Origin of the sequence: Corynebacterium glyciniphilum AJ 3170, from assembly GCF_000626675.1 — a bacterium.
GTDB lineage: Bacteria > Actinomycetota > Actinomycetes > Mycobacteriales > Mycobacteriaceae > Corynebacterium > Corynebacterium glyciniphilum.
In genome coordinates this window covers 2,462,953-2,488,622 of record NZ_CP006842.1, presented here as the reverse complement: position 1 = coordinate 2,488,622, position 25,670 = coordinate 2,462,953, and the positions used below count along the sequence as shown (strand labels likewise).

General features: G+C 65.1%; 23 protein-coding genes. 19 read left to right on the top strand and 4 right to left on the bottom strand.

All coding sequences use genetic code 11. The features are described from left to right. Positions 1 to 117 precede the first annotated feature (117 nt). Positions 118 to 1,497 (bottom strand): NAD-dependent succinate-semialdehyde dehydrogenase, encoded by a 1,380-nt coding sequence (locus CGLY_RS11570; protein WP_038549560.1) that lies wholly within the window; start codon positions 1,495 to 1,497, stop codon positions 118 to 120. 201 nt (positions 1,498 to 1,698) lie between these two features. Between CGLY_RS11570 and CGLY_RS11565 the strand changes: the two genes are divergently transcribed. From CGLY_RS11565 to CGLY_RS11540, 6 genes are all read left to right on the top strand, one after another. Then, complete coding sequence (locus CGLY_RS11565; protein ID WP_052540116.1) at positions 1,699 to 2,337, top strand: metallophosphoesterase; 639 nt, start codon at positions 1,699 to 1,701, stop codon at positions 2,335 to 2,337. Between the two features lie 142 nt (positions 2,338 to 2,479). After that, on the top strand, positions 2,480 to 2,869 hold the full coding sequence (locus CGLY_RS11560) for a helix-turn-helix domain-containing protein (RefSeq protein ID WP_052540115.1): 390 nt from the start codon (positions 2,480 to 2,482) through the stop codon (positions 2,867 to 2,869). A 49-nt stretch (positions 2,870 to 2,918) separates the two neighbouring features. Next, positions 2,919 to 5,726, top strand: a complete 2,808-nt coding sequence (locus tag CGLY_RS11555) for a valine--tRNA ligase (protein ID WP_038549557.1) — start codon at positions 2,919 to 2,921, stop codon at positions 5,724 to 5,726. Between the two features lie 9 nt (positions 5,727 to 5,735). Next, positions 5,736 to 7,262, top strand: coding sequence for a bifunctional tetrahydrofolate synthase/dihydrofolate synthase (folC, locus tag CGLY_RS11550; protein WP_038549553.1), 1,527 nt, complete (start codon positions 5,736 to 5,738; stop codon positions 7,260 to 7,262). Beyond that, positions 7,259 to 7,909 (top strand): LOG family protein, encoded by a 651-nt coding sequence (locus tag CGLY_RS11545; protein ID WP_052540114.1) that lies wholly within the window; start codon positions 7,259 to 7,261, stop codon positions 7,907 to 7,909. Before folC ends, CGLY_RS11545 begins: the two co-directional genes overlap by 4 nt. Beyond that, a complete protein-coding gene (locus CGLY_RS11540; RefSeq protein ID WP_038549549.1) occupies positions 7,906 to 8,337 on the top strand; it encodes a DUF4233 domain-containing protein in 432 nt (143 codons plus the stop codon). The genes CGLY_RS11545 and CGLY_RS11540 overlap by 4 nt, the downstream gene beginning before the upstream one ends. Positions 8,338 to 8,384: 47 nt before the next feature. Here the strand turns inward: CGLY_RS11540 and CGLY_RS11535 are convergent, their stop codons facing one another. Next, positions 8,385 to 8,741 (bottom strand): GNAT family N-acetyltransferase, encoded by a 357-nt coding sequence (locus CGLY_RS11535; protein WP_038549545.1) that lies wholly within the window; start codon positions 8,739 to 8,741, stop codon positions 8,385 to 8,387. Positions 8,742 to 8,850: 109 nt separating this feature from the next. On the opposite strand from CGLY_RS11535, the gene CGLY_RS11530 reads away from it, so the two are divergent. Continuing rightward, on the top strand, positions 8,851 to 9,528 hold the full coding sequence (locus tag CGLY_RS11530; RefSeq protein WP_038549543.1) for a YoaK family protein: 678 nt from the start codon (positions 8,851 to 8,853) through the stop codon (positions 9,526 to 9,528). 34 nt (positions 9,529 to 9,562) lie between these two features. Next, positions 9,563 to 9,973, top strand: coding sequence for a nucleoside-diphosphate kinase (gene ndk, locus CGLY_RS11525; RefSeq protein ID WP_038549540.1), 411 nt, complete (start codon positions 9,563 to 9,565; stop codon positions 9,971 to 9,973). Between the two features lie 17 nt (positions 9,974 to 9,990). On the opposite strand, the gene CGLY_RS11520 is transcribed toward ndk, so the two are convergent. Next, a complete protein-coding gene (locus CGLY_RS11520; RefSeq protein ID WP_038549537.1) occupies positions 9,991 to 10,788 on the bottom strand; it encodes a hypothetical protein in 798 nt (265 codons plus the stop codon). Positions 10,789 to 11,235: 447 nt separating this feature from the next. On the opposite strand from CGLY_RS11520, the gene CGLY_RS11515 reads away from it, so the two are divergent. From CGLY_RS11515 to CGLY_RS11485, 7 genes are all read left to right on the top strand, one after another. After that, the gene (locus CGLY_RS11515; protein WP_038549535.1) at positions 11,236 to 14,631 is read left to right on the top strand and encodes an Rne/Rng family ribonuclease; all 3,396 of its coding nucleotides are present in this window, start codon (positions 11,236 to 11,238) and stop codon (positions 14,629 to 14,631) included. 294 nt (positions 14,632 to 14,925) lie between these two features. Then, the gene (gene rplU, locus CGLY_RS11510) at positions 14,926 to 15,228 is read left to right on the top strand and encodes a 50S ribosomal protein L21 (RefSeq protein WP_038549533.1); all 303 of its coding nucleotides are present in this window, start codon (positions 14,926 to 14,928) and stop codon (positions 15,226 to 15,228) included. Positions 15,229 to 15,287: 59 nt separating this feature from the next. After that, the gene (gene rpmA / locus CGLY_RS11505; RefSeq protein ID WP_038549531.1) at positions 15,288 to 15,554 is read left to right on the top strand and encodes a 50S ribosomal protein L27; all 267 of its coding nucleotides are present in this window, start codon (positions 15,288 to 15,290) and stop codon (positions 15,552 to 15,554) included. Between the two features lie 184 nt (positions 15,555 to 15,738). Beyond that, positions 15,739 to 17,253 (top strand): GTPase ObgE, encoded by a 1,515-nt coding sequence (gene obgE, locus CGLY_RS11500; RefSeq protein WP_038549529.1) that lies wholly within the window; start codon positions 15,739 to 15,741, stop codon positions 17,251 to 17,253. A 140-nt stretch (positions 17,254 to 17,393) separates the two neighbouring features. Beyond that, on the top strand, positions 17,394 to 18,701 hold the full coding sequence (proB, locus tag CGLY_RS11495) for a glutamate 5-kinase (RefSeq protein ID WP_038549527.1): 1,308 nt from the start codon (positions 17,394 to 17,396) through the stop codon (positions 18,699 to 18,701). Positions 18,702 to 18,773: 72 nt separating this feature from the next. Next, complete coding sequence (locus CGLY_RS11490; RefSeq protein ID WP_081803900.1) at positions 18,774 to 20,114, top strand: glutamate-5-semialdehyde dehydrogenase; 1,341 nt, start codon at positions 18,774 to 18,776, stop codon at positions 20,112 to 20,114. Positions 20,115 to 20,317: 203 nt separating this feature from the next. Next, positions 20,318 to 21,127 (top strand): alpha/beta hydrolase family protein, encoded by an 810-nt coding sequence (locus CGLY_RS11485; protein ID WP_144313677.1) that lies wholly within the window; start codon positions 20,318 to 20,320, stop codon positions 21,125 to 21,127. Here CGLY_RS11485 and CGLY_RS11480 read toward each other — a convergent pair. After that, complete coding sequence (locus CGLY_RS11480) at positions 21,117 to 22,055, bottom strand: YwiC-like family protein (protein ID WP_227590256.1); 939 nt, start codon at positions 22,053 to 22,055, stop codon at positions 21,117 to 21,119. The two genes, CGLY_RS11485 and CGLY_RS11480, sit on opposite strands and share 11 nt — an antisense overlap. 146 nt (positions 22,056 to 22,201) lie before the next feature. Here CGLY_RS11480 and nadD point away from each other — a divergent pair, with 146 nt between their 5' ends. The 4 genes from nadD to CGLY_RS11460 all read left to right on the top strand — a co-directional run bounded on the left by nadD (position 22,202) and on the right by CGLY_RS11460 (position 25,594). Further along, entirely contained in the window at positions 22,202 to 22,981 is a 780-nt protein-coding gene (nadD, locus tag CGLY_RS11475; protein WP_038552793.1) for a nicotinate-nucleotide adenylyltransferase, read from the top strand. A 97-nt stretch (positions 22,982 to 23,078) separates the two neighbouring features. Then, the gene (rsfS, locus tag CGLY_RS11470; protein WP_038549521.1) at positions 23,079 to 23,567 is read left to right on the top strand and encodes a ribosome silencing factor; all 489 of its coding nucleotides are present in this window, start codon (positions 23,079 to 23,081) and stop codon (positions 23,565 to 23,567) included. Between the two features lie 123 nt (positions 23,568 to 23,690). Beyond that, a complete protein-coding gene (locus CGLY_RS11465) occupies positions 23,691 to 24,341 on the top strand; it encodes a histidine phosphatase family protein (RefSeq protein ID WP_265101970.1) in 651 nt (216 codons plus the stop codon). Then, entirely contained in the window at positions 24,338 to 25,594 is a 1,257-nt protein-coding gene (locus CGLY_RS11460) for a DegV family protein (RefSeq protein WP_038549519.1), read from the top strand. The genes CGLY_RS11465 and CGLY_RS11460 overlap by 4 nt, the downstream gene beginning before the upstream one ends. Positions 25,595 to 25,670: the final 76 nt, after the last annotated feature.

Sequence of the window (25,670 nt, the reverse complement as noted above, 5' to 3'; positions counted from 1 at the left end):
GTGGACGGGCCGTACCCCGGGGGCGGCCGGGGCCGTCACGGAAGCACAGAGCAACCCCACAGGCCGGTCTCACCGGCCTGTGGGGTTGCTGTCGCACCAGGGTCAGAGACCCGGTGTCTACTGCGGGGTGACCCGCACGAGATGGTCGTTGACGAATTCGCCGACACCCCATTCGGCGAGTTCACGTCCGTAGCCGGAACGCCCCACGCCGCCGAACGGGAGACCGGCGGCAGTCACCGAGGCCTCGTTGACGAAGGACATGCCGACTTCCAGACGTGCCGCAGCGTCCTCGGCGGTCCTCAGGTCAGTGCCCCAGACTGATCCGGAGAGCCCGTAGTCGGAGTTGTTGGCGATCTCCACTGCCTCGTCGACGTCGTTGGCCTTGTAGACGATGGCGACCGGACCGAAGACCTCGTTGCAGCCCACATCGGCCTTCGGGTCAACGTCGGTGAGCAGAGTCGGCTCCATGTAGGCCCCCGGGCGGTCGATGCTGCCACCGCCGACACGCACGGTGGCGTCGCCGTTGGACTTCGCGTCGGCGAGGCGTTGGACGATCTCATCACGGGCGTCGATGGAGGACAACGGGCCGACATCGGCGTTCTTGTCGTCCCACGGGCCGGGCGTCAGGGCTCCGATACGCTTCTCCAACCCCTCGACGACCCGGTCGTAGAAGCTCTCCAACACGATCAGCCGCTTGGGGGCGTTGCATGCCTGGCCGGTGTTGTACATGCGGATGCCGACGTACTGGTCGAGGACAGCATCGAGATTGTCGTCGTCGATGATGAGGAACGGGTCATTGCCGCCCAGCTCAAGGAGTGACTTCTTGTAGTTCTCCCCAGCCGTCTTCGCCACCGCGGCACCTGCACCCTCGGACCCGGTCAGGGACACCCCTGCGATGCGGGGATCGGCGACGAAAGCGTCCATCTGCGAGCCGGAGGCGTAGATGTTCTGGAAGACATCCTTCGGCAAGCCCGCCTCCTCCAGGATGTCCTGGCACGCCTGGGAGGACAGCGGACAGATGGACGCGTGCTTGAGCACCAGTGAGTTGCCCAGCAGGAGGTTCGGTGCCGCCCACCGGGCGACCTGGTAGTAGGGGAAATTCCAGGGCATGATGCCGAGCAGCGGTCCGATCGGATCCTTGCGGACGTAGGTGTGCTGCGCACCCTGCGCGGCAAGTTCCTTGTCGGCGAGAAGCTCATGGGCGTGTTCGGCGTAGTAGCGGTAGATGTCGACGACAATGCCGAGCTCCGCCTTGGCCCATTTGTCGAGCTTGCCCATCTCGCGACCGATGTAGGAGGCGAGGTCGTCCGTCTTCTCTTCGTAGATGTCTGCGGCACGGTTCAGGATCGCGGCGCGTTCGTCGATGGTGGTCGTGCGCCAGGACCGGTAGGCAGCGGTGGAGCGGTCGAGGATATCGTCTCGTTCAGAGTCCTCGATCCTCGTGAACGTGTCTTCGGTCTGGCCGGTGGACGGGTTGTTCACACTGAAATTGCTCATGGCTCCCGTTGTACCCCTGGCGCACGTGACTGTCGACGCCCCTTGGGGTGGCCCCGGGTATATGGGCCAGGAGCTGGTTGGAGACGATGGGCGGAGTGCGAGTCTGAAGCCGTGGAGTCGCGTAACTCGGTGCCGTGAGACTCGGATTCCGCCCTGGTGTGACCCTGTCTACGGTGTGTGCGCCAACTATCGTTGACTTTCATGAGCACACACCGTGACGACATCTGGCTGGTGTCGGATCTGCATCTCGGGCACCGGAAAGTGTCGGAACTGCGCGGATTCGATGAGACGGCCGAGCACGACCAGGTCATCCTCGACAATCTCCGGGCCGTACCGGACGGTGCCACGCTGATCTGCCTCGGTGACATATCGGTGCGTCGTGACGCCGAGGCCCTGGATCTGCTCGGCGGACTGAAGGTGGAGAAAGACCTCCGCATGGTCCTGCTACCAGGCAACCATGACAGGGTGCATCCGATGTTCGGTCTGGAGTCGGTCATGGAATGGACACCGGCCTACCGTGACGTCTTCGATGCTGTGTCGCTGGAACTGCAGATCCGCGTGGGACGGTGGTTGGTGCTGTTGACACACATCCCGGCGCCGGACAAGGTCGAGGACCCGTACATGACTCCGGCACTGGCACGATGGGCGGCCCGCGGAGGGACGACCACTCGAGGCGGCTTCGACTGCACGGTGCACGGGCACACCCATTCCGCGGTGCCGGTGCGTCCGAAGAACGTGAACGTCAGCCTGGAGGCCACGGACCTGAAGCCGGTGTCGTCGGAGCAGTTGGAGGAGCTCGTGACTCGGGCAGTGACGTGCCCGACCGTCTGCCAGGGCTAGGCGATGAGCAGTCGATGTCGTTTCGATCGACGTTCATGCAAGCTCCGGTGCGGTCAAAGACCGAGATGGAATCCCCTGGGAAGCAGTTCAGGCACAGTGTAATGTGCTGACACGGCTCTGCTGTGCGGGCACATTCTTTTGTATGCAATCCCCGCCGCCAGACCTCGACTGGAAGACCTACGGGTCAGCTCTGGCGCACCGCATCCGTCTGCTTCGCGTCGATGCTGACATGACGCAGGAGGAACTCGGCCAGCGTGCGGGGATGAGTCGGAACCAGGTGCAGAATTTTGAACGCGGTCACGGCACGGGTAAGAACGGACGTGTCCTGAACCCGACGATGGAGAAGATCTATCAGCTGGCTTATGCGCTGAACGTGCCCCCGGCTGTGCTGTTACCTGATGTGGGCCGGAAGGTGCAGCCGCGCAGCAGCTCCGCAGAGGACCCTCCGACGCTGGAAGAGATCCAGAATGTCGACATCGTATGGTCGCACGCCGTGGTCAGAGACAGTGAGAGCGAGGACGCCCAGGCGTGATGAAAGCCGGTCTCAACCGTGGCCGTCCTCTGCACTAGACTGTGCAACCGTGACTGATCAGACCAGCTCCAGCGCAGCCAGCAGTAATTCCGGGACCGGTAACCGGGCGGACCAGCTCCCGAAGCAGTGGACCCCCGCCGACGTCGAATCCTCCCTCTACCAGGGGTGGGTCGATGCCGGGTACTTCCATGCGGATGCCACGAGTGACCGTCCGCCGTTCTCCATTGTCCTGCCGCCACCGAACGTTACCGGCCAGCTGCACATGGGTCATGCGCTGGACCACACGCTGATGGACGCGATGGCGCGGCGTAAGCGCATGCAGGGCCATGAGGTGCTGTGGTTGCCGGGCTCCGACCACGCAGGCATTGCCACCCAGACCAAGGTCGAAGGAATGCTCAAGGAGACCGAAGGCAAGGACCGCTTTGACTACGGTCGTGAGGAATTCACCTCCAGGGTGTGGGAGTGGAAGGAACAGTACGGTGGTGTCATCCAGTCGCAGATGCGCGCCATCGGTGACTCTGTGGACTGGGACCGTGAGCGGTTCACCCTGGATGACGGGCTGTCCCGCGCGGTGCAGACCATTTTCAAGGAACTGTTCGACCGTGGTCTGATCTACCGCGCCAAGCGCATGGTCAACTGGTCTCCGGTGTTGCGCACGGCGATCTCGGACATCGAGGTCGTCTACTCCGATGACGAGGGTGAGCTGGTCACCCTGCGTTACGGTGACGCCTCCGGTCAGGGCCCGCATGTGGATGTCGCCACCACCCGTGTCGAGACGATGCTCGGCGACGTCGCTGTCGCCGTGCACCCCGAGGATGAGCGGTACACGGACCTGATCGGGTCTCGTCTGCCGCACCCGTTCATCGAGGGACACAGCATGGTCGTCATCGCCGACGATTACGTCGATCCGGAGTTCGGCACCGGTGCAGTGAAGATCACACCTGCGCATGATCCGAATGACTTCGAGATGGGGTGCCGTCACGACCTCGACATGCCCGAGGTCATCGACGAGGCCGGGCACATCGCGAACACCGGGACCCGGTTCGACGGCATGGACAGGTTCGAGGCCCGCGAGGAGATCCGCCTGGCACTGGAGGAGCAGGGCCGTGTGGTCAAGCGCATCAGTCCGTACGTCCACTCGGTCGGGCACTCGGAGCGCTCCAAGGAAGCGATCGAGCCGCGTCTCTCGGAGCAGTGGTGGGTCAAGGTCGAGGAACTGGCGAAGATGGCCGGCGATGCGGTGCGTGAAGGCGACACCGTCATTCACCCCGCCTCCCAGGAGCCACGGTGGTTCGACTGGGTCGACGATATGCACGACTGGTGCATCTCCCGTCAGCTGTGGTGGGGTCACCGGATCCCGATCTGGTACGGGCCGGACGGTGAGATCGTCTGCTGCGGCCCCGACGAGGACGCCCCGGCAGGCGAGGGCTGGCACCGCGAAGAGGACGTACTCGACACGTGGTTCAGCTCTGCGCTGTGGCCGTTCTCCACGATGGGGTGGCCGGAGAACACTGATGAACTGGCGAAGTTCTACCCGACGTCCGTACTGGTCACCGGCTACGACATCCTGTTCTTCTGGGTTGCTCGCATGATGATGTTCGCGACCTTCGCCGACACCGTCGCCGGCTCCGCACTGGGCACGGGCGAGGCTGGCACCAGTGCGGAGCAGCGTGGGGGACGCCCGCAGGTGCCTTTCACCGATGTCTTCCTCCACGGCCTGGTGCGTGACGAGCACGGCCGCAAGATGTCGAAGTCCCTGGGCAACGGTATCGACCCGATGGACTGGGTCCGCGATTACGGTGCGGACGCCCTGCGGTTCACCCTCGCCCGCGGTGCGAACCCCGGCACTGACCTGCCGATCGGCGAGGATTCCGCCCAGTCCTCCCGCAACTTCGCCACCAAGCTGTTCAATGCGACCAAGTTCGCGCTGATGAACGGTGCCCGGGTCCTTCCCGTCGCTGAACAGGACGCCTTCCCGTCCCGTGACGAGCTCACCGATCCGGATCGTTGGATCCTCGACAAACTGGAGGAACTGCGCGTCCACGTCGACGCCCACCTGGACCGTTATGAGTTCGCCGTCGCGAACGAGGCACTGTACCGCTTCACGTGGGGTGAGTTCTGTGACTGGTACCTGGAGATCGCCAAGGTCCAGATCCCGCGCGACTGGGATGCCGCCACGGAGGAAGAGCGCGCCCGCGGGGAGAACACCCGCCTGGTGCTGGGGCGGGTACTCGACACGGTCTTCCGCCTGCTGCATCCCTCGATGCCTTTCGTCACGGAGACGTTGTGGACAGTTCTGACCGACGGGGTGGACGGTTACGCCGACAGCCTCGTCGTCACCGACTGGCCGACCGCTGCCAACACCAACGGCGGTGCGGCCACCGATGCTGATGCCGTGCGTCGTCTCGACGATGTGGAGAAGCTCGTCACCGAGGTCCGTCGTTTCCGCGCCGACCAGGGAGTAAAACCCTCGCAGAAGGTTCCGGGTCGATTTGACGCTGCCGGGGCCGACCTCGCCGACCTCGAAGACGCCGTACGGTCGATCGTGAAGCTCACCGCCCCGGACGGCGATTTCACCCCGACCGCGTCGGTGGAGCTGCGCCTGTCGAACGCGACGATCACGGTGGAGCTGGACACCTCCGGCACCGTGGACGTCGCCGCAGAGCGCAAGCGACTGGAGAAGGATCTCGCGGAGGCCAACAGGGAACTTGAACGTGCGGACAAGAAGCTCGGCAACGACAACTTCCTGGCTAAGGCCCCGGAGAAGGTTGTCGCCGAGATCAAGGAACGTCGCGGTATCGCCGTGGACGAGGTCGCACGCATTACAGCACGACTCTCCGACCTGACAGGGAAGTGACCCCCGACTGTGACTGACAAGAACGAGGACTTCGGTGAAGCAACACTGAACGCCACCGGGCTCGATCTGCCGATCGACCTCACTGAGCCGGCGAACAGCGACGAGGATGCAGCCAAGCTCGCCCGCCCGGTGACTGCCGAGGACCTTGCCGCACTGGCGGAGGTGGAGGCCGAACTCAACGAGCGGTGGCCGGAGACCAAGATCGACCCGACTCTGGACCGCATCCGTCAGCTCATGGATCTGCTCGGTAACCCGCAACGGAACTATCAGGCCGTCCACGTCGCCGGAACCAACGGGAAGACGTCGGTGGTCCGCATGGTGGAGGCGCTGCTGCGGGCATTCCACCGACGTACCGGGCGCACCACCAGCCCTCACCTGCAGCTGGCCACCGAACGTATCGCGATCGACGGCGTCCCACTGCACCCGGCGGATTACGTCCGTACCTGGAGGGAGATCGAACCCTTCGTGGACATGGTCGACACCCAGTCCGAGGCCGCCGGTGGACCGCGGATGAGCAAGTTCGAGATCCTCGTGGCCATGGCCTACGCCGCGTTCGCCGACGCACCCGTCGACGTCGCCGTGGTCGAGGTCGGTATGGGAGGCCGCTGGGACGCCACCAATGTCATCGACGCCGATGTCGCCGTGGTCACTCCGGTCGGTCTCGACCACACCGACTACCTCGGCGACACACTCGCCGAGATCGCCGGCGAGAAGGCCGGCATCATCAAGCAGCGCTGGGACGCGGACGACCTGCTCACCCCGCCGGACAACGTGGCCGTCATCGCCGAGCAGGAGCCGGAGGCCCTGGAGGTGCTCCTGCGTCAGGCCGTCGAGTCCGATTCCTCGGTCGCGCGCGCCGGCAGCGAATTCGCCGTCGTCGAATCCACCGTCGCCGTCGGCGGCCAGACACTCACCCTGAAAGGACTCGGCGGGGTCTACACCGACATCTTCCTGCCGCTCTCCGGTGCCCATCAGGCTCGGAACGCCGCCACCGCTTTGGCCGCGGTTGAAGCGTTCTTCGGTGCCGGTGCCGGGCGCATGCTTGACGAAGAGACCGTCCGGCGCGGTTTCGCACAGGTGAGCTCACCTGGGCGCCTGGAACGGGTGCGGGCGACCCCGAGCGTATTCATCGACGCCTCCCACAACCCCCACGGAGCACGCGCACTGGCCCAGGCCATTGACCGGGATTTCTCCTTCCGTCGCCTCATCGGCGTCGTCGGTGTACTCGGAGACAAGGATGCCCGCGGCATTCTCGCTGCACTGGAGCCTGTGCTCGATGAAATCGTGGTTACCCAGAACACCTCGCCACGTGCGGTCGATGTCGAGGACCTCGCAGAGTATGCGCGGGACGCCTTCGGCGAGGAGCGTGTCCACGTCGCGCCGAACCTCCCCGGTGCCGTCGAACTCGCCGTGGAACTCGCTGAGGACGACGGCGGCTTCGGCGACAGCCAGGTATCCGGAGCAGGAGTCCTGGTGACCGGTTCGGTCGTCACCGCCGGTGACGCGAGAACCTTGTTCGGGAAGGATCCGGCGTGACCGTCACAGCGACAGCGAGCCGGGTCGCACCGAAACGTGTCGCCCTCTACCTCGGCTCCGCCAGTGGGGACAGTCCTGGCTACCGGGACATGACCGTCGCTGTCGTCCGACACTTGGCAGCGAATGGGCATTCACTGGTTTACGGCGGCGGATCCGTCGGGCTGATGGGTGTCGCCGCAGACACCGCACTGGACGAGGGCATGGACGTCCACGGTGTGATCACCCGGCATCTGTACGACGGGGAGACCGGCCATACCGGGCTGACCAGCCTGGAGATCGTCGAGACCATGAATGAACGCAAGAACAGGATGGCGGAGACGGCGGACGCCATGGTCACCCTGCCCGGTGGCATCGGCACACTCGAGGAGTTCTTCGAGGTGTGGACCGCCCAGGTTCTCGGGATCCACCACAAGCCGGTGGCGTTGATGGACGTGGAGTGGTACTGGGCTCCGCTTCTCGGAATGATCGACCAGATGGTCTCCCGTGGTTTCTTCAACGCCGAGCACCGCGACGGGCTCATCCACCTCACCGAGGTCTCCGGGTTGAGTGCCGCGTTGGACTCCTGGACCCCGGCTGCGGCAAAGTGGTCGCAGAAGAAGATTCATACGACCACCGGTGCGATGACCGGCGAAACGAGGATGCCGTGAGTGACAACACCACCCCTCTGGGGCCTGCCCATGAGATGCAGGTCGACCCGTTCAAGGGGTTGAAGGGCATGATGGCCGGCATCATGCTCATGGAGGCGATCACGGTGCTGCTGGTGCTCGCGGTCGTCGGTGTCGTCGACGACGGGGCACACGCCACCGTATTCAACATGACCTACGTCGCCGTGCTTGGCGTGGCGATGGTGGTGGCGTCGTTCATGCAGTTCCGCCCGTGGGCGGACAAGATGAACATCGGCCTGCAGGTCTTCGCTGCGCTGGGTGTGATCGTGCACCCGACGATGCTTTTTGTAGCGGTCCTGTTTATCCTCGCGTGGTGGTACACCTACCACCTCCGTGCGAATGTGAAGAGCAGAATGGACAAGGGTCTGCTCCCCGCCCAGCATTACTACGTCGCGGAAGACCGCGACTGACGGTGAACCGACCGGAGTTCACCGAAACCGGTCGGTGACCGTCACGGTCAGGATTCGCCAGCGTGCTCGAGCACGTACTCGTCGGTTTCCGGGGTGGGGGAGGAGACCGGGCCGTCGTACCCGTTGCGCTCGATCCATGACGCGACGAACTGGCAGGACGGAACGACCGTGAGGTCATGGGACTTCGTGTCCGCCAGTGCTTCGCGCACCAGGATGCTGCCCAGACCACGGCCGGCGAAGTCGTCGCCCACGATCGTGTGGTGGAAGATGCGCTCTGACCCGTGGTCGACGAAATATGCCGCGCCAGCGCGGGTGTCGTCCGCGAGGTAGATCGCATACGCGTTCCCCTTCGACGTCAACCGGACGGTGACGGCGTCGCCGTTCCTATCGGTCAGTTCACCCATGATGTCTCTCCTTCTCCCGTGTGCACGCCATGGCACCGTACTGTGGTCATGTCATTCCAGGGTCAAACCTATCAGGGAAATGCCGGCGCTGCGGGTACGATTTTCACCGATGAATACCTACCGCCGCGGGGAACGGGCCCTCGCCATGTGTCTCGCCGCCGTCGCCGGGTACGCCGACTCCATCGGATTCATGTTCTACGGTGGAGTCTTCCTGTCGTTCATGTCAGGGAACAGCACCCGACTGGCGGTGTCTATCGTGGAAGATGACAGTGAACTGATGTGGCTGGCGGGCCGCTGCATCGTATTGTTCATGGTCGGGGTGATGTGCGGTGCGCTGGTCCATCGGCTCGTGACCCGCCGGTGGGGAAGGTACCGTGCCCGGGAAGCGGTTCTGGTCGCTGTGTCCCTGGTCTTCCTCGCCTCGTCGGTGTCGCTGGCCTCAGGCTCCGAGACGCTGGCGGTGATGTTGTTGTCTGTGGGCATCGGTGCCATGAACTCGGTCTTCGAACGGGACGGAGAGGTCAGTATCGCGCTGACCTATGTGACCGGCACGCTGGTGAAGGCGGGGCAACGTTTCGTGGACTCCTTCTTTGGCGGACGGGTGTCGGCCTGGGTGTACCCGTTGCTCATGGCGGTGTGTCTCTCCGTCGGCGCGATCGTCGGTGCCGTGGTCTTCTTCAACCTCGGTCTGGTGGCCGTCTACCCGTTGACGGGGTTCCTGATAGTCGTGACGGTGACCAATCAAGTGGTCCGCGACCGGCGCCGGCGCCGGGGGTTGCCTCTTTAACTTCCGTTCAACCGGGTTCTGTAGGCTGACACGCATGACTGAACGCACTCTCATCCTCATCAAGCCGGACGGCGTCTCCCGTGGCCTCGTCGGCGAGATCATCGCCCGTATCGAGCGTAAGGGCCTGACCCTCTCTGCCCTGGACCTGCGTGTCGCCGACCGCGAGACCGCCGAGAAGCACTACGCCGAGCACTCCGACAAGCCGTTCTTCGGTGACCTGGTCGACTTCGTCACCTCTGCACCGATGATCGCCGGCATCGTCGAAGGTGAGCGCGCGATTGACGCATGGCGTCAGCTCGCCGGCGGCACCGATCCGGTCTCGAAAGCTACTCCGGGTTCGATCCGCGGCGACTTCGCGACCTCGGTCGGCGAGAACGTCGTCCACGGATCCGACTCGCCGGAGTCGGCAGAGCGCGAGATCGGCATCTGGTTCCCGAACCTCTGACCCGCTCTGCGATACCGTCACCTCCCCGCCATCGGCGGGGAGGTTTCGTAATGGTCGCGTCCGTCCGTGGTCAGTGTCACCCATTCCACAACGGTGGTCGCGTCCTTCCGTTCCCGGAGTACAGCGCTGCGCCCCTGTGCGGTCAGGGCCTGCAGCCCCCTATCGACACCGGACGCGTCCTGCGGTGAGGACGTGAGCGGACGCGCCAGTCCGGTGAGAACGTCCCGGCGTACCTGGCGCCCGCCGGGCACGGCCTGAACGGCGTGGAGGACGGCGGCCACCGCGTCGGCGTCGTCGTGGGGAGACCAGTCCGGCTCTGCGGCGAAGACGTGGGACGGGGGAAGGTATCCGTCAGGCACCGCGCCCTCCAGGACAAAGGCACGCCAGAAGGCGACCAGTGTGAGGGCGGTGACGATGCCCGCGTACGTCCATTGTGCCGTGGCTGAGTTGATGTACTGGCCGGCCCAGATCAACAGGTAGATCGCCGGACCGGCGACATAGGTGAAGACCTGCAGTCTCCGGTTCGGACTGCGTGGTTCCTCCATTGTCCCTCCCAGCGAGGAGGGGGTTTCGTCGTCGGCCCGCATGGGGGCGTAGTTGTTGGCACGCAGCCCCGTGGCGCGTAGTGAGATGCTCACGTAGAACATTCCGACGAGCAGTACCGGGGCAAGGATAAAGAGGATCCACGGCCCAGCCAAAGGGGAGACCGTGGCACCGAAGAAAACGGAGAGCAGAACCGCCGCGATGATCCGTCCCGGAAGTGCAGGTGAGAAGGACGCGTGTATTTCCTGAAGAGTGCGGACGCTGTCGCTCATATAAGCCACCGTAGTCGGCTCCGGTCGGGTGAGGCGTGGCGGGGACGGCGTCGGCGGCGCAGTGTGCAACAATGAGGGGGGACACGTGCAGCACCCGCATGAGGCGGAGAGCGTGTGACGAACGATGTGAGACGGAAGACGATGTCTCACTGCTTCTCACCGCCTTTGGCAGCGTCAGTATCGCTGGTTCGTCGCGGTGTGCTCCGAATGTCCGAAAGTTTTTAAGGCACAACTTGTGCACACAACATCGAATATCTATGCCACGGCGAGAGTAGCGCCGGGTCATGGTGGACAGAGTAAACACTGCGGACATTGTGTGGCTGCGACCTGATCGGATCGATCACAGCGCCCGTTGTCCTCCGGGAGATCTGTCACTGTGTCGGCGATGCGTCCGTGAGAGGGGCGATCACATCCGCATCCTGCCCGTGGCACCATGGAGGAGACAGTATGGCGAATACCAGCCAGGAACTTGCCGCAGCAGCGGCAGGAGTGAAGAGTGATGAGCTGGGGGAGAAGGTCCGGGTCCATGCGCTCGCAAAGGCGTTGGAGATTCCCAGCGCACAGATGATCATCGTGTTGGGGGAGCACGGTGTGGAGAACAAGCGCGCAGCCTCCACCCTGCCGAAGGCGGAGGTGGAGCGTGTGCTCGGCGAGATCGTCGCGGCCGGGAAGCCGGCGAAGAAGGCTCCCGCGAAGAAGCGAGCCCCGAGGAAGACGGCCACGAAGACGGCCACGAAGAAGGCGACCGGGACAGCGACGACGCCTGCCGAGCCGGAGCCCGAGGCTGAACCCCAGGCAGTCAGTGAGCCCGAGACCGTCAATGAGTCCGAGGCTGCACAGCAGTCGGCCCCGACGCGTCGTCGTGGAGGGCGCTCCGGCAAGGTCACCCGCAAGGCCGCGGCTCCGGTTTCTCCTGTGGAGCCTGTCGAGCCCGAGGCGGAGCCGACACGGCAGTCAGCCACCGCCACACCGGTGGCGGAGACCGTCGAGTCGTCCGAGCCGGTTGAGCCGTCTGAGTCGGTCGAGACGCCGCAGGAGAAGAGTGCGGGGTCGGCGTCCCGTCGCCGCCGCCGTCGGCGGGTGAGCCGTCCGGCCGCCCAGGAGACCCCGGCGGAGAACGCGGTGCAGGAGCCGGCGCCGAAGAAGCAGACACCGAAGGACCAGGAGCCGGAGGTCCAGCAACCGCAGCCGGAACCCGAGCAAGAGCCGGTGGTTGAGACACCCCGTCCAGTGGTGCGGCGTCGCGTCGTCCGCCGCGTGGGATCCCGGAGTGCCGCGGCAGGTGCGGAGGAACTTCGCCGGGAACGCCAGCGGGATGCAGCTGTCACGTCACATTCAACCGAGGGTGACCAGGGTGAAGCTTCCGGGGAGGACAACAGCGAGACCAACGGAGACGGCACAGCGTCCTCGCGCCGTCGTCGCGGGAGCAGAGGCCGTGGCCGTGGACGCGGTGACCAGGGTGACCAGGGTGACCAGAATGACGGCGGTCAAACCGCGGTCAATGACGCGCCACATTCTCACAGCGAGGAACAGGTGCCGAACGAACCTAACAAGACTGCGGAAGAACAGACGCCCGTCGTCGATGAACCGGTGAAGCTCAAGGGGTCCACCCGCTTGGAGTCCAAGCGCCGGTGGCGTCAGGAGCAGGGAAACGAGAAGCACCGGGCAGTCACGCGTGCCGAGTTCATCGCCCGCCGCGAGAACATCTTCCGCTCCATGGTCGTGCGTGATGCGCGGCGGCAAGACGGCGACGGGTGGACCACCCAGGTCGGTGTCGTCGAGGACGGTCTGCTCGTCGAGCATTTCGTGACCAGCGACGACCAGCAGTCCACCATCGGCAATATCTACCTCGGTCGCGTCCAGAATGTGCTGGCCAGCATGGAAGCCGCGTTCATCGACATCGGGACCGGACGTAATGCCGTGCTGTACGCCAGCGAGGTCGACTGGCGCTCCGAGCATGTGCGGGGACGTTCCCGCCGGATCGAATCGGCGCTCAAACAGGGCGACCAGGTTCTTGTCCAGGTCATCAAGGAACCCCTGGGGCACAAGGGTGCACGGTTGACCAACCGCGTGAGCTTCGCGGGGCGGTACCTGGTCTACGTTCCCGGTGGCCGGACCCAGGGAATTTCCCGGAAGCTGCCGGAGGCGGAGCGTAAGCGGCTGAAGTCGATCCTGCAGCGCGTGGTCCCCGAAGACGGCGGCACGATCATCCGTACCGCCGCCGAAGGCGTCAGCGAGGATAAGATCGCCGAGGACGTCGATCGGCTCCACCGCCGCTGGCTCGATATCACCGAGAAAGAGAACACGGAACGCGCCCGGAAGGGCGCGACCCCGGTGACCATGTACGAGGAACCGAACCTTCTTGTGAAGGTCGTCCGGGACATGTTCAACGAGGACTTCAACGAGCTGGTCGTCGACGGCCGCAGGTCGTGGCAGCGGGTCCGTGACTACGTGCACCGCATGGCGCCTGATCTCGAGAACCGCGTGGTCAAGTGGAGTCCGGAGGAGCACGATGGCGATGACGTCTTCGCCGCCTATGAGCTCGACGCCCAGCTCGCCAACGCGCTGAGCCGGAAGATCTGGCTGCCCTCCGGCGGGTACCTGATCATCGACAAGACCGAGGCGATGACGGTCATTGACGTCAACACAGGAAGCTTCGTGGGTTCCGGCGGCAACCTGGAGGAGACCGTCACCAAGAACAACCTCGAAGCTGCCGAGGAGATCGTCCGGCAGATGCGGCTGCGCGACATCGGCGGAATGATTGTCGTCGATTTCGTGGACATGGTTCTGGAGGAGAACCGTGACCTGCTGCTCCGCCGGCTGACGGAGTTCCTCGCCGCCGACCGGACCCGTCACAAGGTGTCGGAGGTGACGAGCCTCGGACTGGTGCAGATGACGCGGAAGCGGCTTGGCGCCGGGCTGGTGGAGACCTATTCCACCGAGTGTGAAGCGTGCCAGGGACGTGGCATCATCCTCCACGATGATCCGGTGCAGCATGATGACGCCGACGATCAACCGGAGCGTCGCGATCACGGAGGACGTGAGGGACTTAAACAGGCCCGACATGAGCAGGAGATCCGTAAGCGCTACGAAGACAGCGCGATCGAGGATGCGCCGGCACCTGCGCAGGAGGACGTGCAGTCCACGGCCACGGTGGCCACGACGGTCCATGCCGCGGCACAGGACCACACGGGACACCGTTCGGATGATGTCCATGACATTGTCGCCCATGCGCTGAGCCGCGCCGGTGAGGAAGATCCTGACGAACCGACGGGCGCCGACTATGTCGCGGACGAGATCGATGGCGCAGGCGATGCTGCCGGCACCGACGACGCGACCGAGGCGTTGCTTCGCGACATCGTCCAGCAGGAACCCGCTGAGACGACGGGGGCACGGCCGACAGGGCAGACGACGCCTGAGGTCAGCTCCGATGTCGAGGCGGAGACCACCAGGCGCAAGGACCGTCGTGGGCGCCGGGTCGTCCGACGCGTCACACCTGCGGCCGAGCGACCGGAGATGGCGGAGCAGGCACAGCAGCCTGACGTGTCGGAGGCACGGGAAGCTCCGGATGCCGCCGAGTCACCAGCTGCAGACTTTGCGACGGCGAAGGCTGAATTCGAGCGTTCGCCCCGTCGTCGGCGCCGGGTCCGTGGAAACTCCCGGTCGGACCGTGAACCACGACCCGAGGACTACGGCCTCGGGAAGCAAGCCCCGCGGCGGCAGGACGAACCCCGGCAAGGCGAGGCGGTGACCGACGGTGCTGATCAGGCCGAGACCGCACCGGTGCCGCAGGTACGGTCCGATCGTCGCGGACGGCGACGGGTCGTCCGCAGCGCACGGTAAATCACCGGCGTGTCGTTCCCGCCCCGGGAGAAGCTGTGGAGATTTTGTTTTCCTGGGGTGGGAAGGTAGCCTTGCAACGTCGCTGTTCGTCCGTTGGTCGATCGTGACCGTTGGTCTCTGTCTGAAACCACGGTCGCGCCGCATGTCCGGCGCAGGGTCGTCGACGTCGAACGCAGTGAAATAAGCAATGAAGTCCAGTCAGATTGCCTTTTCAGGCCGTGCCCCGCATTTCGCCGGGGCAGACGGTGGAGGGGCGGCCTGAGCCGAGTAGAGAAACAAAGGGGTAGCCCTTCCATGTACGCGATCGTCAAGACCGGCGGAAAGCAGTACAAGGTTGCCGAAGGTGACCTCGTCAAGGTCGAGAAGATCGAGGGAGAGCCGGGTTCGTCCGTGGCTCTCACCCCGGTTCTCCTCGTCGATGGCGCTGACGTCACTTCCGGTGACAAGCTCGCCGACAAGTCCGTTGCAGCCGAGATCGTCGACCAGACCAAGGGTAAGAAGATCAACGGCATGCACTACCGGAACAAGACCGGTTACAAGCGTCGTTACGGTCACCGCCAGCAGCTGACCGTCCTTAAGGTCACCGGCATCAAGTAAACCCAGCGATCGCTGCGTCCCGCGCAGCGGTACCACCTTTTCCGAGGAGGGAAAAGACCATGGCACACAAGAAGGGTGCTTCCAGCTCCAGCAACGGTCGCGATTCCGAGTCCAAGCGTCTCGGTGTCAAGCGTTTCGGTGGTCAGCAGGTCAAGGCCGGCGAGATCCTGATCCGTCAGCGCGGTACCTCGTTCCACCCCGGTGAGAACGTCGGACGCGGCGGCGACGACACCCTGTTCGCCCTCAAGGGCGGCGCCGTGCAGTTCAGCACCCGCCGTAACCGTCGACTGGTGAACATCGTCGAGAACGAGACCGTCGAGGCCTAGTACTCGACGTCCTCAGCGTTCTTCTGAGGCCGGCCCCGGGATGTCATGGACGTCCCGGGGCTTTCTCGTGCCCGTCCGGCCACTCTGACCTGCGGCACTGCGACCGCTGTCTGTCCCAGGTGATAGGATCGGCGGGATTCTTCAACCACCCCTTTTAACCGCCTGAACTGGAGGGCGTCCAATCATGTCACGCTTCGTGGACCGAGTCGTCCTGCACCTGCAGGCCGGCGACGGCGGCAACGGCTGTGCCTCGGTACGCCGTGAGAAATTCGTGCCGCTCGGCGGCCCGGACGGCGGCAACGGCGGGCACGGCGGCGATGTCGTCCTGGAGGTCGACCCGCAGGTGCACACCCTGCTCGACTTCCATTTCCACCCGCACATCAAGGCGGAACGTGGTGCCGCAGGCGCCGGTGACCACCGTCACGGCGCGCGGGGTAAGGACCTGGTCGTCCAGGTTCCCGCCGGCACCGTCGTGCTCGATGGCAAGGGCGAGGTGCTCGCCGACCTGACCACCAAGGGACAGCGCTTCGTGGCGGCCGCGGGCGGACACGGCGGACTGGGTAACGCTTCGCTGGTCTCCAAGGCACGCAAGGCTCCGGGTTTCGCGTTGCTCGGAGAACCTGGCGAGGCTCAGGACATCACCCTCGAGCTGAAGTCCATGGCGGACGTGGGACTGGTCGGCTTTCCGTCTGCGGGTAAATCCTCCCTGGTCAGTGTGCTCAGTGCCGCGAAGCCGAAGATCGCGGACTACCCGTTCACCACCTTGCAGCCCAACCTCGGGGTGGTCAACGTCGCCCACGATGTCTTCACCATCGCAGACGTCCCCGGTCTGATTCCTGGCGCGAGCCAGGGCAAGGGGCTCGGCCTGGACTTCCTTCGCCACATCGAGCGCACTGCCGTGCTCGTCCACGTGGTGGACTGTGCCGCCCTGGAGTCTGACCGTAACCCCGTCGATGACATCCGGGCGCTGGAGACTGAGCTGAAGGACTACGAATCCGAACTCTCCGCAGACGCGGGTCTCGGGGACCTCAGTGATCGTCCACGGGTGATCGTACTGAACAAGATCGACGTTCCCGACGCTCGGGAGATGGCCGAGTTGATGCGACCCGAGCTCGCGGAAGCGTTCGGATGGCCGATCTTCGAGATTTCCACAGCCAGCCACGAAGGCCTGGATCCGCTGCGGTATGCGCTGATGGAGATCGTCGGTGAGCACCGTCGGCAACACCCGGTCGAGGAGGTTGCGCCACAGGTGGTTACACCGAAGCATCTGCGTGGCAAGGGCCGTGGCCGGTTCGCCGACTTCGAGGTCTCCAAGGATCCGGAGTTCGAGGGAGCCTTCATCGTCGCGGGCTCGAAGCTGGAACGGTGGATCATCCAGACGGACTTCGAGAATGACGAAGCTGTCGGCTACCTGGCTGACCGCCTGGCCAAGGCCGGTGTCGAGGAGGCACTGTACAAGGCAGGTGCCGTGGCCGGCGACGAGGTCACCATCGGCGCCATCACCTTCGAGTGGGAGCCGCAGACCGCGGCAGGCGTCGACCTGCTGCCGTCCGGCCGCGGCACCGACCGTCGTCTGGACCGCACCGGTCGTTCGACCTCCGAGGAGCGAAAGCGTGCCTCTCAGGCGCGACGCGGCCTGATCGACGAGTACGATTTCGGCGACGGAGAAGAGGCCGACCGGGAGCGCTGGCAGGGCTGACCGGCCCCCGCATTCGGGGGAGCGGCATGGGGGTGGCTCACACGGGACGATCCTGGATACTTCTCTGCAACGTGGTCGGTTGACCGGCCAGTCGGGCGTCTCGTGGCGAGGACCGGTGCGGCTGGGACATAATGAGGGGCATGTCTGACACCACTGATGCCTCCGACATGTCCGATGAGCCGACGGTATTCGAGTACCCGGCGTCCCTGGAGTTCGGGACGGACGCTGTGCATCAGCCCGGCCCCGTCATTCCCGCCACCTCCAAGGAATTCCCAGATCCTGAGGTCGGTGAGGATTCCCCTGCGTACGGCCACCGCTCCGATGTTCGGCAGACGATCCGTAACGCCAAGCGTGTCGTGGTCAAGATCGGTTCGTCCAGCCTGACCGATGAGACAGGGCTGGTCAGTCCCGACCGGATCGACGTCATCGCCGACGCGCTCGAGGCCAGGATGGACCGAGACACCGATGTGATCGTGGTGTCCTCCGGCGCTGTGGCCTGTGGAATGGGCCCGTTGGGTCTGGCACAGAAGCCGACGGACCTGGCTACCAAGCAGGCTGCTGCCGCGGCCGGGCAGGTGCTGCTGGCCCAGGAGTGGGCGCGCAGCTTCGCACGTTACGGTCGCTCGATCGGTCAGGTGCTGTTGACCGCGTCGGACGCTGCCCGGCGTGACCGTGCCCGTAACGCCCAGCGCACGATCGACCGTCTGCGGCAGTTGCGCGCCGTGCCGATCGTCAACGAGAACGACACGGTGGCGACGTCCGAGATGCGCTTCGGTGACAATGACCGGCTGGCCTCTCTGGTGTCCCATCTGACGTACGCGGATGCGCTCGTCCTGCTGTCGGACGTGGCTGGTCTCTACGACCGCAACCCGGCCGAGCCGGACGCCCGGTTCATTGCAGAAGTGAAGAGCAGCAAAGATCTGCGTGGTGTCGTCGCCGGCGACGGGGGGCGCCTGGGTACCGGAGGCATGGCAGCAAAGGTATCTGCGGCCCGTCTGGCCTCCCGTGCGGGGATTCCGGTGCTGCTGACCTCCACGGAGAACATCGGTGCAGCTTTGGACCAGGCAATGGTCGGCACCTGTTTCTGGCCGCGGGAGGACCGTCTGTCCGCCTGGAAGTTCTGGGTCCTCTATGCCGCGGATTCCGCGGGCACCCTGCACCTGGATGCGGGGGCGGCCGCTGCGATGGAACGCCACAACTCCCTGCTCGCTGTCGGGCTGGTGCAGGTGGATGGTGCCTTCACCTCGGGTGAGGTGCTCGACATCGTGGGCCCGGACGGTGAACTGATCGGTCGTGGTGAGGTCAACTACGATTCGGCCACTCTGGAAGGGATGGTCGGCAAGTCCACGACGGACCTCCCGGACTTCGCCCAGCGTCCGGTGATTCACGCTGACTACATGGCGACGTACTCGAACCGGCAGTCCCGGGTGTACGGCGCGACCAGCTGATATCAGCCCCTCACCCAGATTGTTCAACAATCTGGGTGATTTTCACGCTGGCCTCACGTACGCTGGGGTGTCATGAACGACGTGAACACCGCCAAGAACTCGTCCGCCGCCCCCACCACCTCCGGTGACACCGCCGGTCTGACTCCCGTACGCGCCGCCGAGCGTGAGGACGTGCTCGCCAAGGCGCAGAAAGCCCGGGAGGTCTCCCAGCGCCCCGCGCTGACTACCACCCAGAAGAACGACCTGCTCACCGCTGCCGCGGACCGGCTTGTCGCTGAGACGGAATCGATCCTCGAAGCCAATGAGCGCGACATCGCCGCCGGGCGTGAGCGGGGCATGCCGGAGTCGCTCATTGACCGGCTCAGCCTCGACGCTGCCCGCGTCGAAGGTATCGCCGGCGGCTTGCGTCAGGTCGCGGACCTGGCTGACCCGGTCGGCGACGTCGTCCGCGGCTCCCGCCGTCCCAACGGCCTGGAGATGCGCCAGGTCCGCGTTCCCCTCGGCGTGATGGGCATGGTCTACGAGGCACGCCCGAACGTGACGGTGGACGCTTTCGGTCTTGCCGTGAAGTCCGGCAACGTCCCGCTGCTGCGTGGTTCGAAATCGGCCCAGAACTCGAATACGCGTCTCGTGGAGATTCTGCAGGACGTCTGTGAAGAGCACGGACTGCCCCGGGAAACCGTCCAACTGCTTCCCTGCGAGACCCACGACTCGGTCCAGGACTTGATCACTGCCCGTGGCCTGGTCGATATCGTCATCCCCCGTGGTGGCGCCGGTCTGATCAACGCCGTGGTCACCGGGGCCACGGTGCCGGCCATCGAGACCGGCACCGGCAACTGCCACTTCTACGTTGACGGGTCCGCTGATGTCGACGAGGCAATTGAGCTGGTCATCAACGGTAAGACCCGGCGTTGCTCGGTGTGCAATGCCACTGAGGTTGTTCTGCTCGACGCCGCGCTGTCCGACGAGGACAAGAAGCGCGTGCTGACCTCCTTGCAGGACGCCGGGGTCACCATCCACGGTGAGGTGGACGAGCTGTCCACCCTCGGTGTCAGCGACGTGGTCCAGGCAGAGCAGAAGGACTGGGAGGAGGAGTACGGTTCCTTCGACATCGCCGCCGCCGTGGTGGATGGTGTCGAGGCCGCAGTCGCCCACATCACCCGGTACTCCACCGGCCACACCGAGGCGATCAGCGCCACCGACTACAAGGCCACCAAGTTCTTCGAGCAGAATGTCGACGCTGCCGCGGTGATGATCAACACCTCCACCGCCTGGACCGACGGCGAGATGTACGGCTTCGGCGCCGAGATCGGCATCTCGACCCAGAAACTGCATGCCCGCGGCCCCATGGGGCTGCCGGAGCTGACGAGCACCAAGTGGATCGTCAACGGTGAAGGACAGGTCCGTCCCTAGCACTGCCGGTGGGCTGCGGTGCCTGGGGCCCGTGCCCGCAAAGTGTTACCACTTTCCGGGGAGATAATGTCGGAAAACGCCAGGTCGTGGATTCTTATACCGCGGCAGAGCGGTAATACTTCGGACGGCTCCGGTGTGCAAGGTGCGGTGTGTACCGCAGCCCTGTCCCCTGAACGGGGACGCCGGTCAGTAAAGTTGTATCCGTGAGGAAAATTCATGGAGTCGTCAGCTTCGCCGTGTTCGTGGTGGCTGTCTCCGCAGCCACGGTCGGTACCTCTGCCGCGGGCGTAGCCCGTGATGCGGATGCGGGAGAGAGCTGTCCCTCGGTTGTGACCCTGGCAGCCCGCGGCAGCGAGGAGAACGAGACCTACGCACCCGGGGCATCCAACGGATACTCGAACGGCTACGAGGGGGAGACCCTCCACCGGTTTTTGGATTACGCCTCCACCGTGCATCCGGATCTCTTCGACCCGGACGACCGCACGGTGTTGGCTATTGATGCCGACCACTACCCTGCACGCTTTCCTGTCGGTGAGGCGGGGGAGAACCCGGACCCGGCAACGGTGGTCAACGGGGTGGGCCTGTTCATGGACTCGATGGCCAGAGGCCTGCCTGGGGGTTTCGAGATGGTCGAGGATTATGAGCAGTCCACCGGCTGCCGTCCGGACTATGTCGGTCTGGGGTACTCGCAGGGGGTTGCTGCCTTGACGCCTGCGCAGCACGCACTCGCCGCAGAGGGACGGTTGCGCGGCGCGGTGTACTTCGGCAATCCCTTCCACCGTGCCCCGGGACTCATCGGTGGCGGAGCGATGTCCGGGGTCCCGGTCCACAGTTACTGTCTCGCCGACGACTTCGCCTGCGACACCGGACCGCGGTCCGTCGCTCTCGCGTTGCAGGACGATGAGGGTGCCGGGGCACACGAAACCTATTTCCGCGATGCGGTGGTTGACCCCTCGGATGCGAGCCCTGCTGAGCGTGCCGCGGCCGATGCCTTCGCCCGTCTTATCCGATGAACAGGATCAGCGGACCGTCGTAGAACAGGGCGGCCATGACGGCGGCGACAGCGACACCGGCGTGCAGCGGCATCTCGCGGACCCCGACCTTCTTCGGCGGCCACGGTGTGCCCTTCGCAGCTGATGCGGGTACCGCGCGGGACCGCCACAGGGCCACCGCGAACACGGCCACCGCCACAATCCACGCCGCCCAATGGACGTACCGCACACCGACGGTGGCCACCACGATAATCAGCGCGGCCAGGTGGAATACCTGGGACGCGGCCAGCCAGCCAGGGTCACCCTTCTTACGGATCATGGTCTTGACGTAGAAGATCGTCCCGACCGTGTAGAGCAGCAGCCACAGGAAGCTCACCCACACCGCGGAGGGCAGGGCCTCGACCACTTTCGGGGTGAACAGGTTCGACGTCCATGTCACCCCGCCGCTGACCGGATTGCTCGCTCCCAGGCCGATTGTCGCGGCGACCGGGACGATGAATACAGACGCGGCCGTGGTGGCGACCCCGGAGGCCAGCGACCGTGGCGTCCCCCGCCACGTCTCATAGACCGCGATCGCGATCAGCGGCAGGAACACGAACGCCCACCACAGCAGGTGCGGCTGCAGTATCAGGGCCAGTACCGCCGCCAGGCCGGCGACTGCGCCGTAGAGCAGCGTCGGCGCGACAGCGCGTCCGCGCATCGCGGCGTTACGGGCACGCATCAGAATTCCTCCGGCGAAGAACGCGAGGTAGCCGACCACCCATGCGACGGTGACCGCGAGAAAGGTCAGCACCATGCCGGCAGTGCCGTGCATGCCTTCGCCCCGGTCGGCGGGGGAGACAGCGTCCCAGATCTTCAGGCACCAGAAGAGCCCGACAAGGGGCGGTATCGCGACCATCGGCCACGCGCCGTGCTGATTCGGTACCCACGGGTTCATTCTCATCGCCATAGTGGAAAGCGTATCGCGGGGAAACGTCGACCGTGGTTCCTTTCGGGCGGTACTTACCCGTAGCATGGGCGGACGTGAGCCAGAACCGCCGACCGGACCAGCGTGCCGCACGATTCCCGGACAAACCCCCGGAGCGTATCGGCGTGATGGGGGGCACCTTCGACCCGATCCACAACGGGCACCTTGTGGCGGGCAGCGAGGTCGCCGACCGGTTCGGGCTGGACGTGGTCATCTATGTCCCGACCGGACATCCTTGGCAGAAGCGGGACAAGGTCGTCACCGCAGCGGAGGACCGCTACCTGATGACGGTCATCGCCACGGCGGCGAATCCCCAGTTTCTGGTCTCACGTGTCGACATCGATCGTCCGGGGGACACCTACACCGTCGACACGCTCAAGGACATCCAGCGCCGGTATCCGGACGCGGAACTGTACTTCATCACCGGTGCGGATGCACTGGAACGCATAGTGACCTGGCGGCACTGGGAGGATGTGTTCAACCTCGCGCACTGTGTCGGCGTCACCCGCCCCGGTTATGATCTCGCCGACGCTGGTGAGGCACTGCGTAGCCAGGTCGATTCTGACCGGTTGAGTCTGGTCAACATTCCCGCGATGGCGATCTCGTCGACCGATATTCGGGAGCGGGCAGCCGACGGGCGGTCGGTCTGGTATCTGGTACCCGACGGAGTCGTCCAGTACATCGGGAAAACCGCCCTGTACCGTCGGCGTAACCAGGACAGTCACGGTGGGTTGCCGTGGGCGGTCTCGGACACCGAGGAGAGCGTCAGCCCCTACGGGGCCAGTGCCGGGCAGGGGATGCCGGAGGACGGTCGCGACCCGACCTCTGATCCGTCTGACTCGGCCGAGCCGGACGTCGACTGGAACCCGGATGAGGAGAGCGACCGCTTCCCCGACGGATGGTTCTGACGGAACTGCCCACCTGATGCTGTAAATCGACGTCCGGCTTGTAGAATCACTGGCGGAAAACATCTGTCCTCTACTTTCATGAAGGATCCGGCACCACGTGACCGCTAGTTCCGACGCCATCAACCATGCGGGAATCGCCGCCCGCGCCGCCTCCGAGCGTCTCGCCGAGGATATCGTTGTCCTCGACGTGACCTCCCGTCTGCCACTGGCGGACTGTTTTGTGCTGGCCACCGGCGACAACGAGCGCATGGTCAACTCCATCGTCGACGAGGTCGAGGAAAAGCTCGCCGAGGTGGGTGTGAAGGCTCGCCTGCGCGAGGGGCACCGGGACAACCGGTGGGTCCTGCTGGACTACGGCACCATCGTCGTGCACGTCCAGCGTCGCGACGAGCGCGAGTTCTACGCCCTGGACCGCCTCTACCGTGACTGCCCGACCGTGGAGGTCGAGGGCGTCGAACAGGCCGACCGCGGGTTCTGGGCCAGCGACGTGAGCGCCGAGGATATCGACGCCGACGATCCCTTCGCGGCACAGAGTGCAGCCGACCTGCCGCTGGCGGGTCCGGCTCCCGACGAGGACGAGCTCTAGGAGCTGGTGACGGTGCGCCCGGGAGAGTCCGGCTCGTCCGGCCCGTCTGGGGGGAGACGTCTGCCCGAACGTCGGTTGATTCTGATCCGGCACGGTCAGACTGAGTTCAACCTTGTCGGGCGTATGCAGGGCCAGCTCGACACCCCTCTCACTGAAGCGGGGCGCGCCGAGGCGGAGGCCGCTGCCGCAGAGCTGGGGACCTGGCCGATCGGCACGGTCGTCAGCTCGGATCTGCAGCGTGCGCAGGACACGGCGGCCCTGCTCGCCGAAGCCCTGAACCTGGAGTACACCACCGATTCCCGGTTGCGGGAGACCGACCTGGGGGACTGGTCGGGCAAAGCCCACGAGGATGTGGACGCGGTGTTCCCCGGTCAGCGTTCACACTGGCGGCTGAACCCCACCTGGGCCCCTCCGAACGGGGAGACCCGTCTGGAGGTCTCCGACCGCGCGGTGGGCCTCGTCGAGGAACTCATGGCCACCGATGCGTGGGACGCCGGTACGGTGATGCTCGTCGCCCACGGTGGCACGATCGCGGCACTGACGTCCCGTCTCCTGGGGATCCCGACCGAGCACTACCCGATGTTCGGTGGGCTGGGGAACGCCCGCTGGTCCCAGCTTGTGGCTCGCCCGACCGGTGATGTCACTGATCCGGGCTCCGGCGGCACAGTGTGGCGCGCACCCCGCTGGTTCCTGGAAGGATGGAATGTGGGAGTCGCGGCACCCATGCCGGTTGCCGTGGTGAATGCGGATGAAGGTGAGGTGACCGGACGATGAGTGTACTGGTGGTCACCGATTCCTCGGCATGCCTGCCCCCGGCCTTGGCCACGGAGTACGGCATCACCGTCCTGGACTTCCACGCCGAAGGCGAGGGGGACGACGAGACGACGGCGGGCCTGGGGGCCCTTGAACTTACCGCCTGCTATGCGCGGCTGCTGGAACGCAGCGGTGACGACGGTGTGGTGGCACTGCACATCTCCAAGGAGCTGTCAGGCACCTGGTCATCGGCATCGCAGGCCGCGGCGGTTCTCGACGGACGCGTTGAGGTCATTGACACCATGTCCGGAGGCATGGTCATCGGGCAGGCGGCCATCGCCGCGGCTCGCTGCGCTGATGAGGGTGGTTCACTCGACGAGTGTCGTGGCGCGGCCCAGCACGTCATAGACACCGGCCAGCTCTGGCTGTTCGTCAACCGCCTGGACACGCTGGCGCGCGGTGGGCGGTTGACCGCAGGCCAGCGACTGCTGTCGACCGCGTTGGCGATCAAGCCGATCATGCACCTGGCGGGCGGGCGGCTTGAACTTGCTGCGAAGACCCGGACCCGGTCGAAGGCGATGGAGCGGATGGTGACCCTCGCCGCGAATGCATACCGTGATGTCGCTGAGGCGTTGTTGCCGTCAGAATCGTCGTCGGAGGACGGCGACACAGGTGAGGACGCTGGTACGGCGGACGAGGGTGCGGATACGACTGCGGAGCACGCGAAGTCGTCCGAGGAGACGGTCGCCCGGATAACAGAGTCGGACGTTGTCGTTCGGGCGGACGGGAACGGGCACGATACGGACGACGCGGACGACGCGGACGACGACGATGTCCCCGATGACGGGGATGAGCAGAACGCTTCCGCGGTTTCGGATAAGCCCGAACCCGAATCACTCGATGCTGACGACGTTCCTGAATCCCCGGACCGGCCGCGGATCTTCAACTTCGGTGGCCGCGACAGGTCCGACAAGGCAGACAAATCCGAGAAGTCAGACAAAACGGACAAAGCCGAGAAGTCGGAGAAAACCGAGCATGAGCGGCTGCGGTTGCGTCGCCGTGCCGAGGAGCAGGTCCCGTTGCGGGATTTGCCGAGGGTGCCGATGCATCTGGCCGTTCACCACCGGGAGGCGGAGGACGCTGCCGAGGAGCTCCGCGCCAACCTGCGTGGGCAGTTGCCGGAGTGTGTGGTCATCTCGGTCGTGGATATTTCACACGCGATGGCTGTGCACACCGGGCCAGGGGCGCTGGCAGTGTCGTTGGTGCAGGACTGACGTTTTCCACAGGTCGGTTGTTGTCCACAACGTCCTGCGCCGACAACGTCTTCGGGGAGGGACCAGGTCCACCCGT

Coding starts and splice junctions, on each gene's coding strand:
- obgE (WP_038549529.1), top strand. CDS start 15,739: ATGTCACGCTTCGTGGACCGAGTCGTCCTGCACCTGCAGGCCGGCGAC.
- CGLY_RS11465 (WP_265101970.1), top strand. CDS start 23,691: ATGCAGGGCCAGCTCGACACCCCTCTCACTGAAGCGGGGCGCGCCGAG.
- CGLY_RS11560 (WP_052540115.1), top strand. CDS start 2,480: ATGCAATCCCCGCCGCCAGACCTCGACTGGAAGACCTACGGGTCAGCT.
- rplU (WP_038549533.1), top strand. CDS start 14,926: ATGTACGCGATCGTCAAGACCGGCGGAAAGCAGTACAAGGTTGCCGAA.
- proB (WP_038549527.1), top strand. CDS start 17,394: ATGTCTGACACCACTGATGCCTCCGACATGTCCGATGAGCCGACGGTA.
- CGLY_RS11515 (WP_038549535.1), top strand. CDS start 11,236: ATGGCGAATACCAGCCAGGAACTTGCCGCAGCAGCGGCAGGAGTGAAG.
- CGLY_RS11530 (WP_038549543.1), top strand. CDS start 8,851: ATGAATACCTACCGCCGCGGGGAACGGGCCCTCGCCATGTGTCTCGCC.
- CGLY_RS11520 (WP_038549537.1), bottom strand. CDS start 10,788: ATGAGCGACAGCGTCCGCACTCTTCAGGAAATACACGCGTCCTTCTCA.
- CGLY_RS11480 (WP_227590256.1), bottom strand. CDS start 22,055: ATGGCGATGAGAATGAACCCGTGGGTACCGAATCAGCACGGCGCGTGG.
- CGLY_RS11490 (WP_081803900.1), top strand. CDS start 18,774: ATGAACGACGTGAACACCGCCAAGAACTCGTCCGCCGCCCCCACCACC.
- ndk (WP_038549540.1), top strand. CDS start 9,563: ATGACTGAACGCACTCTCATCCTCATCAAGCCGGACGGCGTCTCCCGT.
- nadD (WP_038552793.1), top strand. CDS start 22,202: ATGGGGGGCACCTTCGACCCGATCCACAACGGGCACCTTGTGGCGGGC.
- CGLY_RS11565 (WP_052540116.1), top strand. CDS start 1,699: ATGAGCACACACCGTGACGACATCTGGCTGGTGTCGGATCTGCATCTC.
- CGLY_RS11535 (WP_038549545.1), bottom strand. CDS start 8,741: ATGGGTGAACTGACCGATAGGAACGGCGACGCCGTCACCGTCCGGTTG.
- CGLY_RS11570 (WP_038549560.1), bottom strand. CDS start 1,497: ATGAGCAATTTCAGTGTGAACAACCCGTCCACCGGCCAGACCGAAGAC.
- rpmA (WP_038549531.1), top strand. CDS start 15,288: ATGGCACACAAGAAGGGTGCTTCCAGCTCCAGCAACGGTCGCGATTCC.
- CGLY_RS11460 (WP_038549519.1), top strand. CDS start 24,338: ATGAGTGTACTGGTGGTCACCGATTCCTCGGCATGCCTGCCCCCGGCC.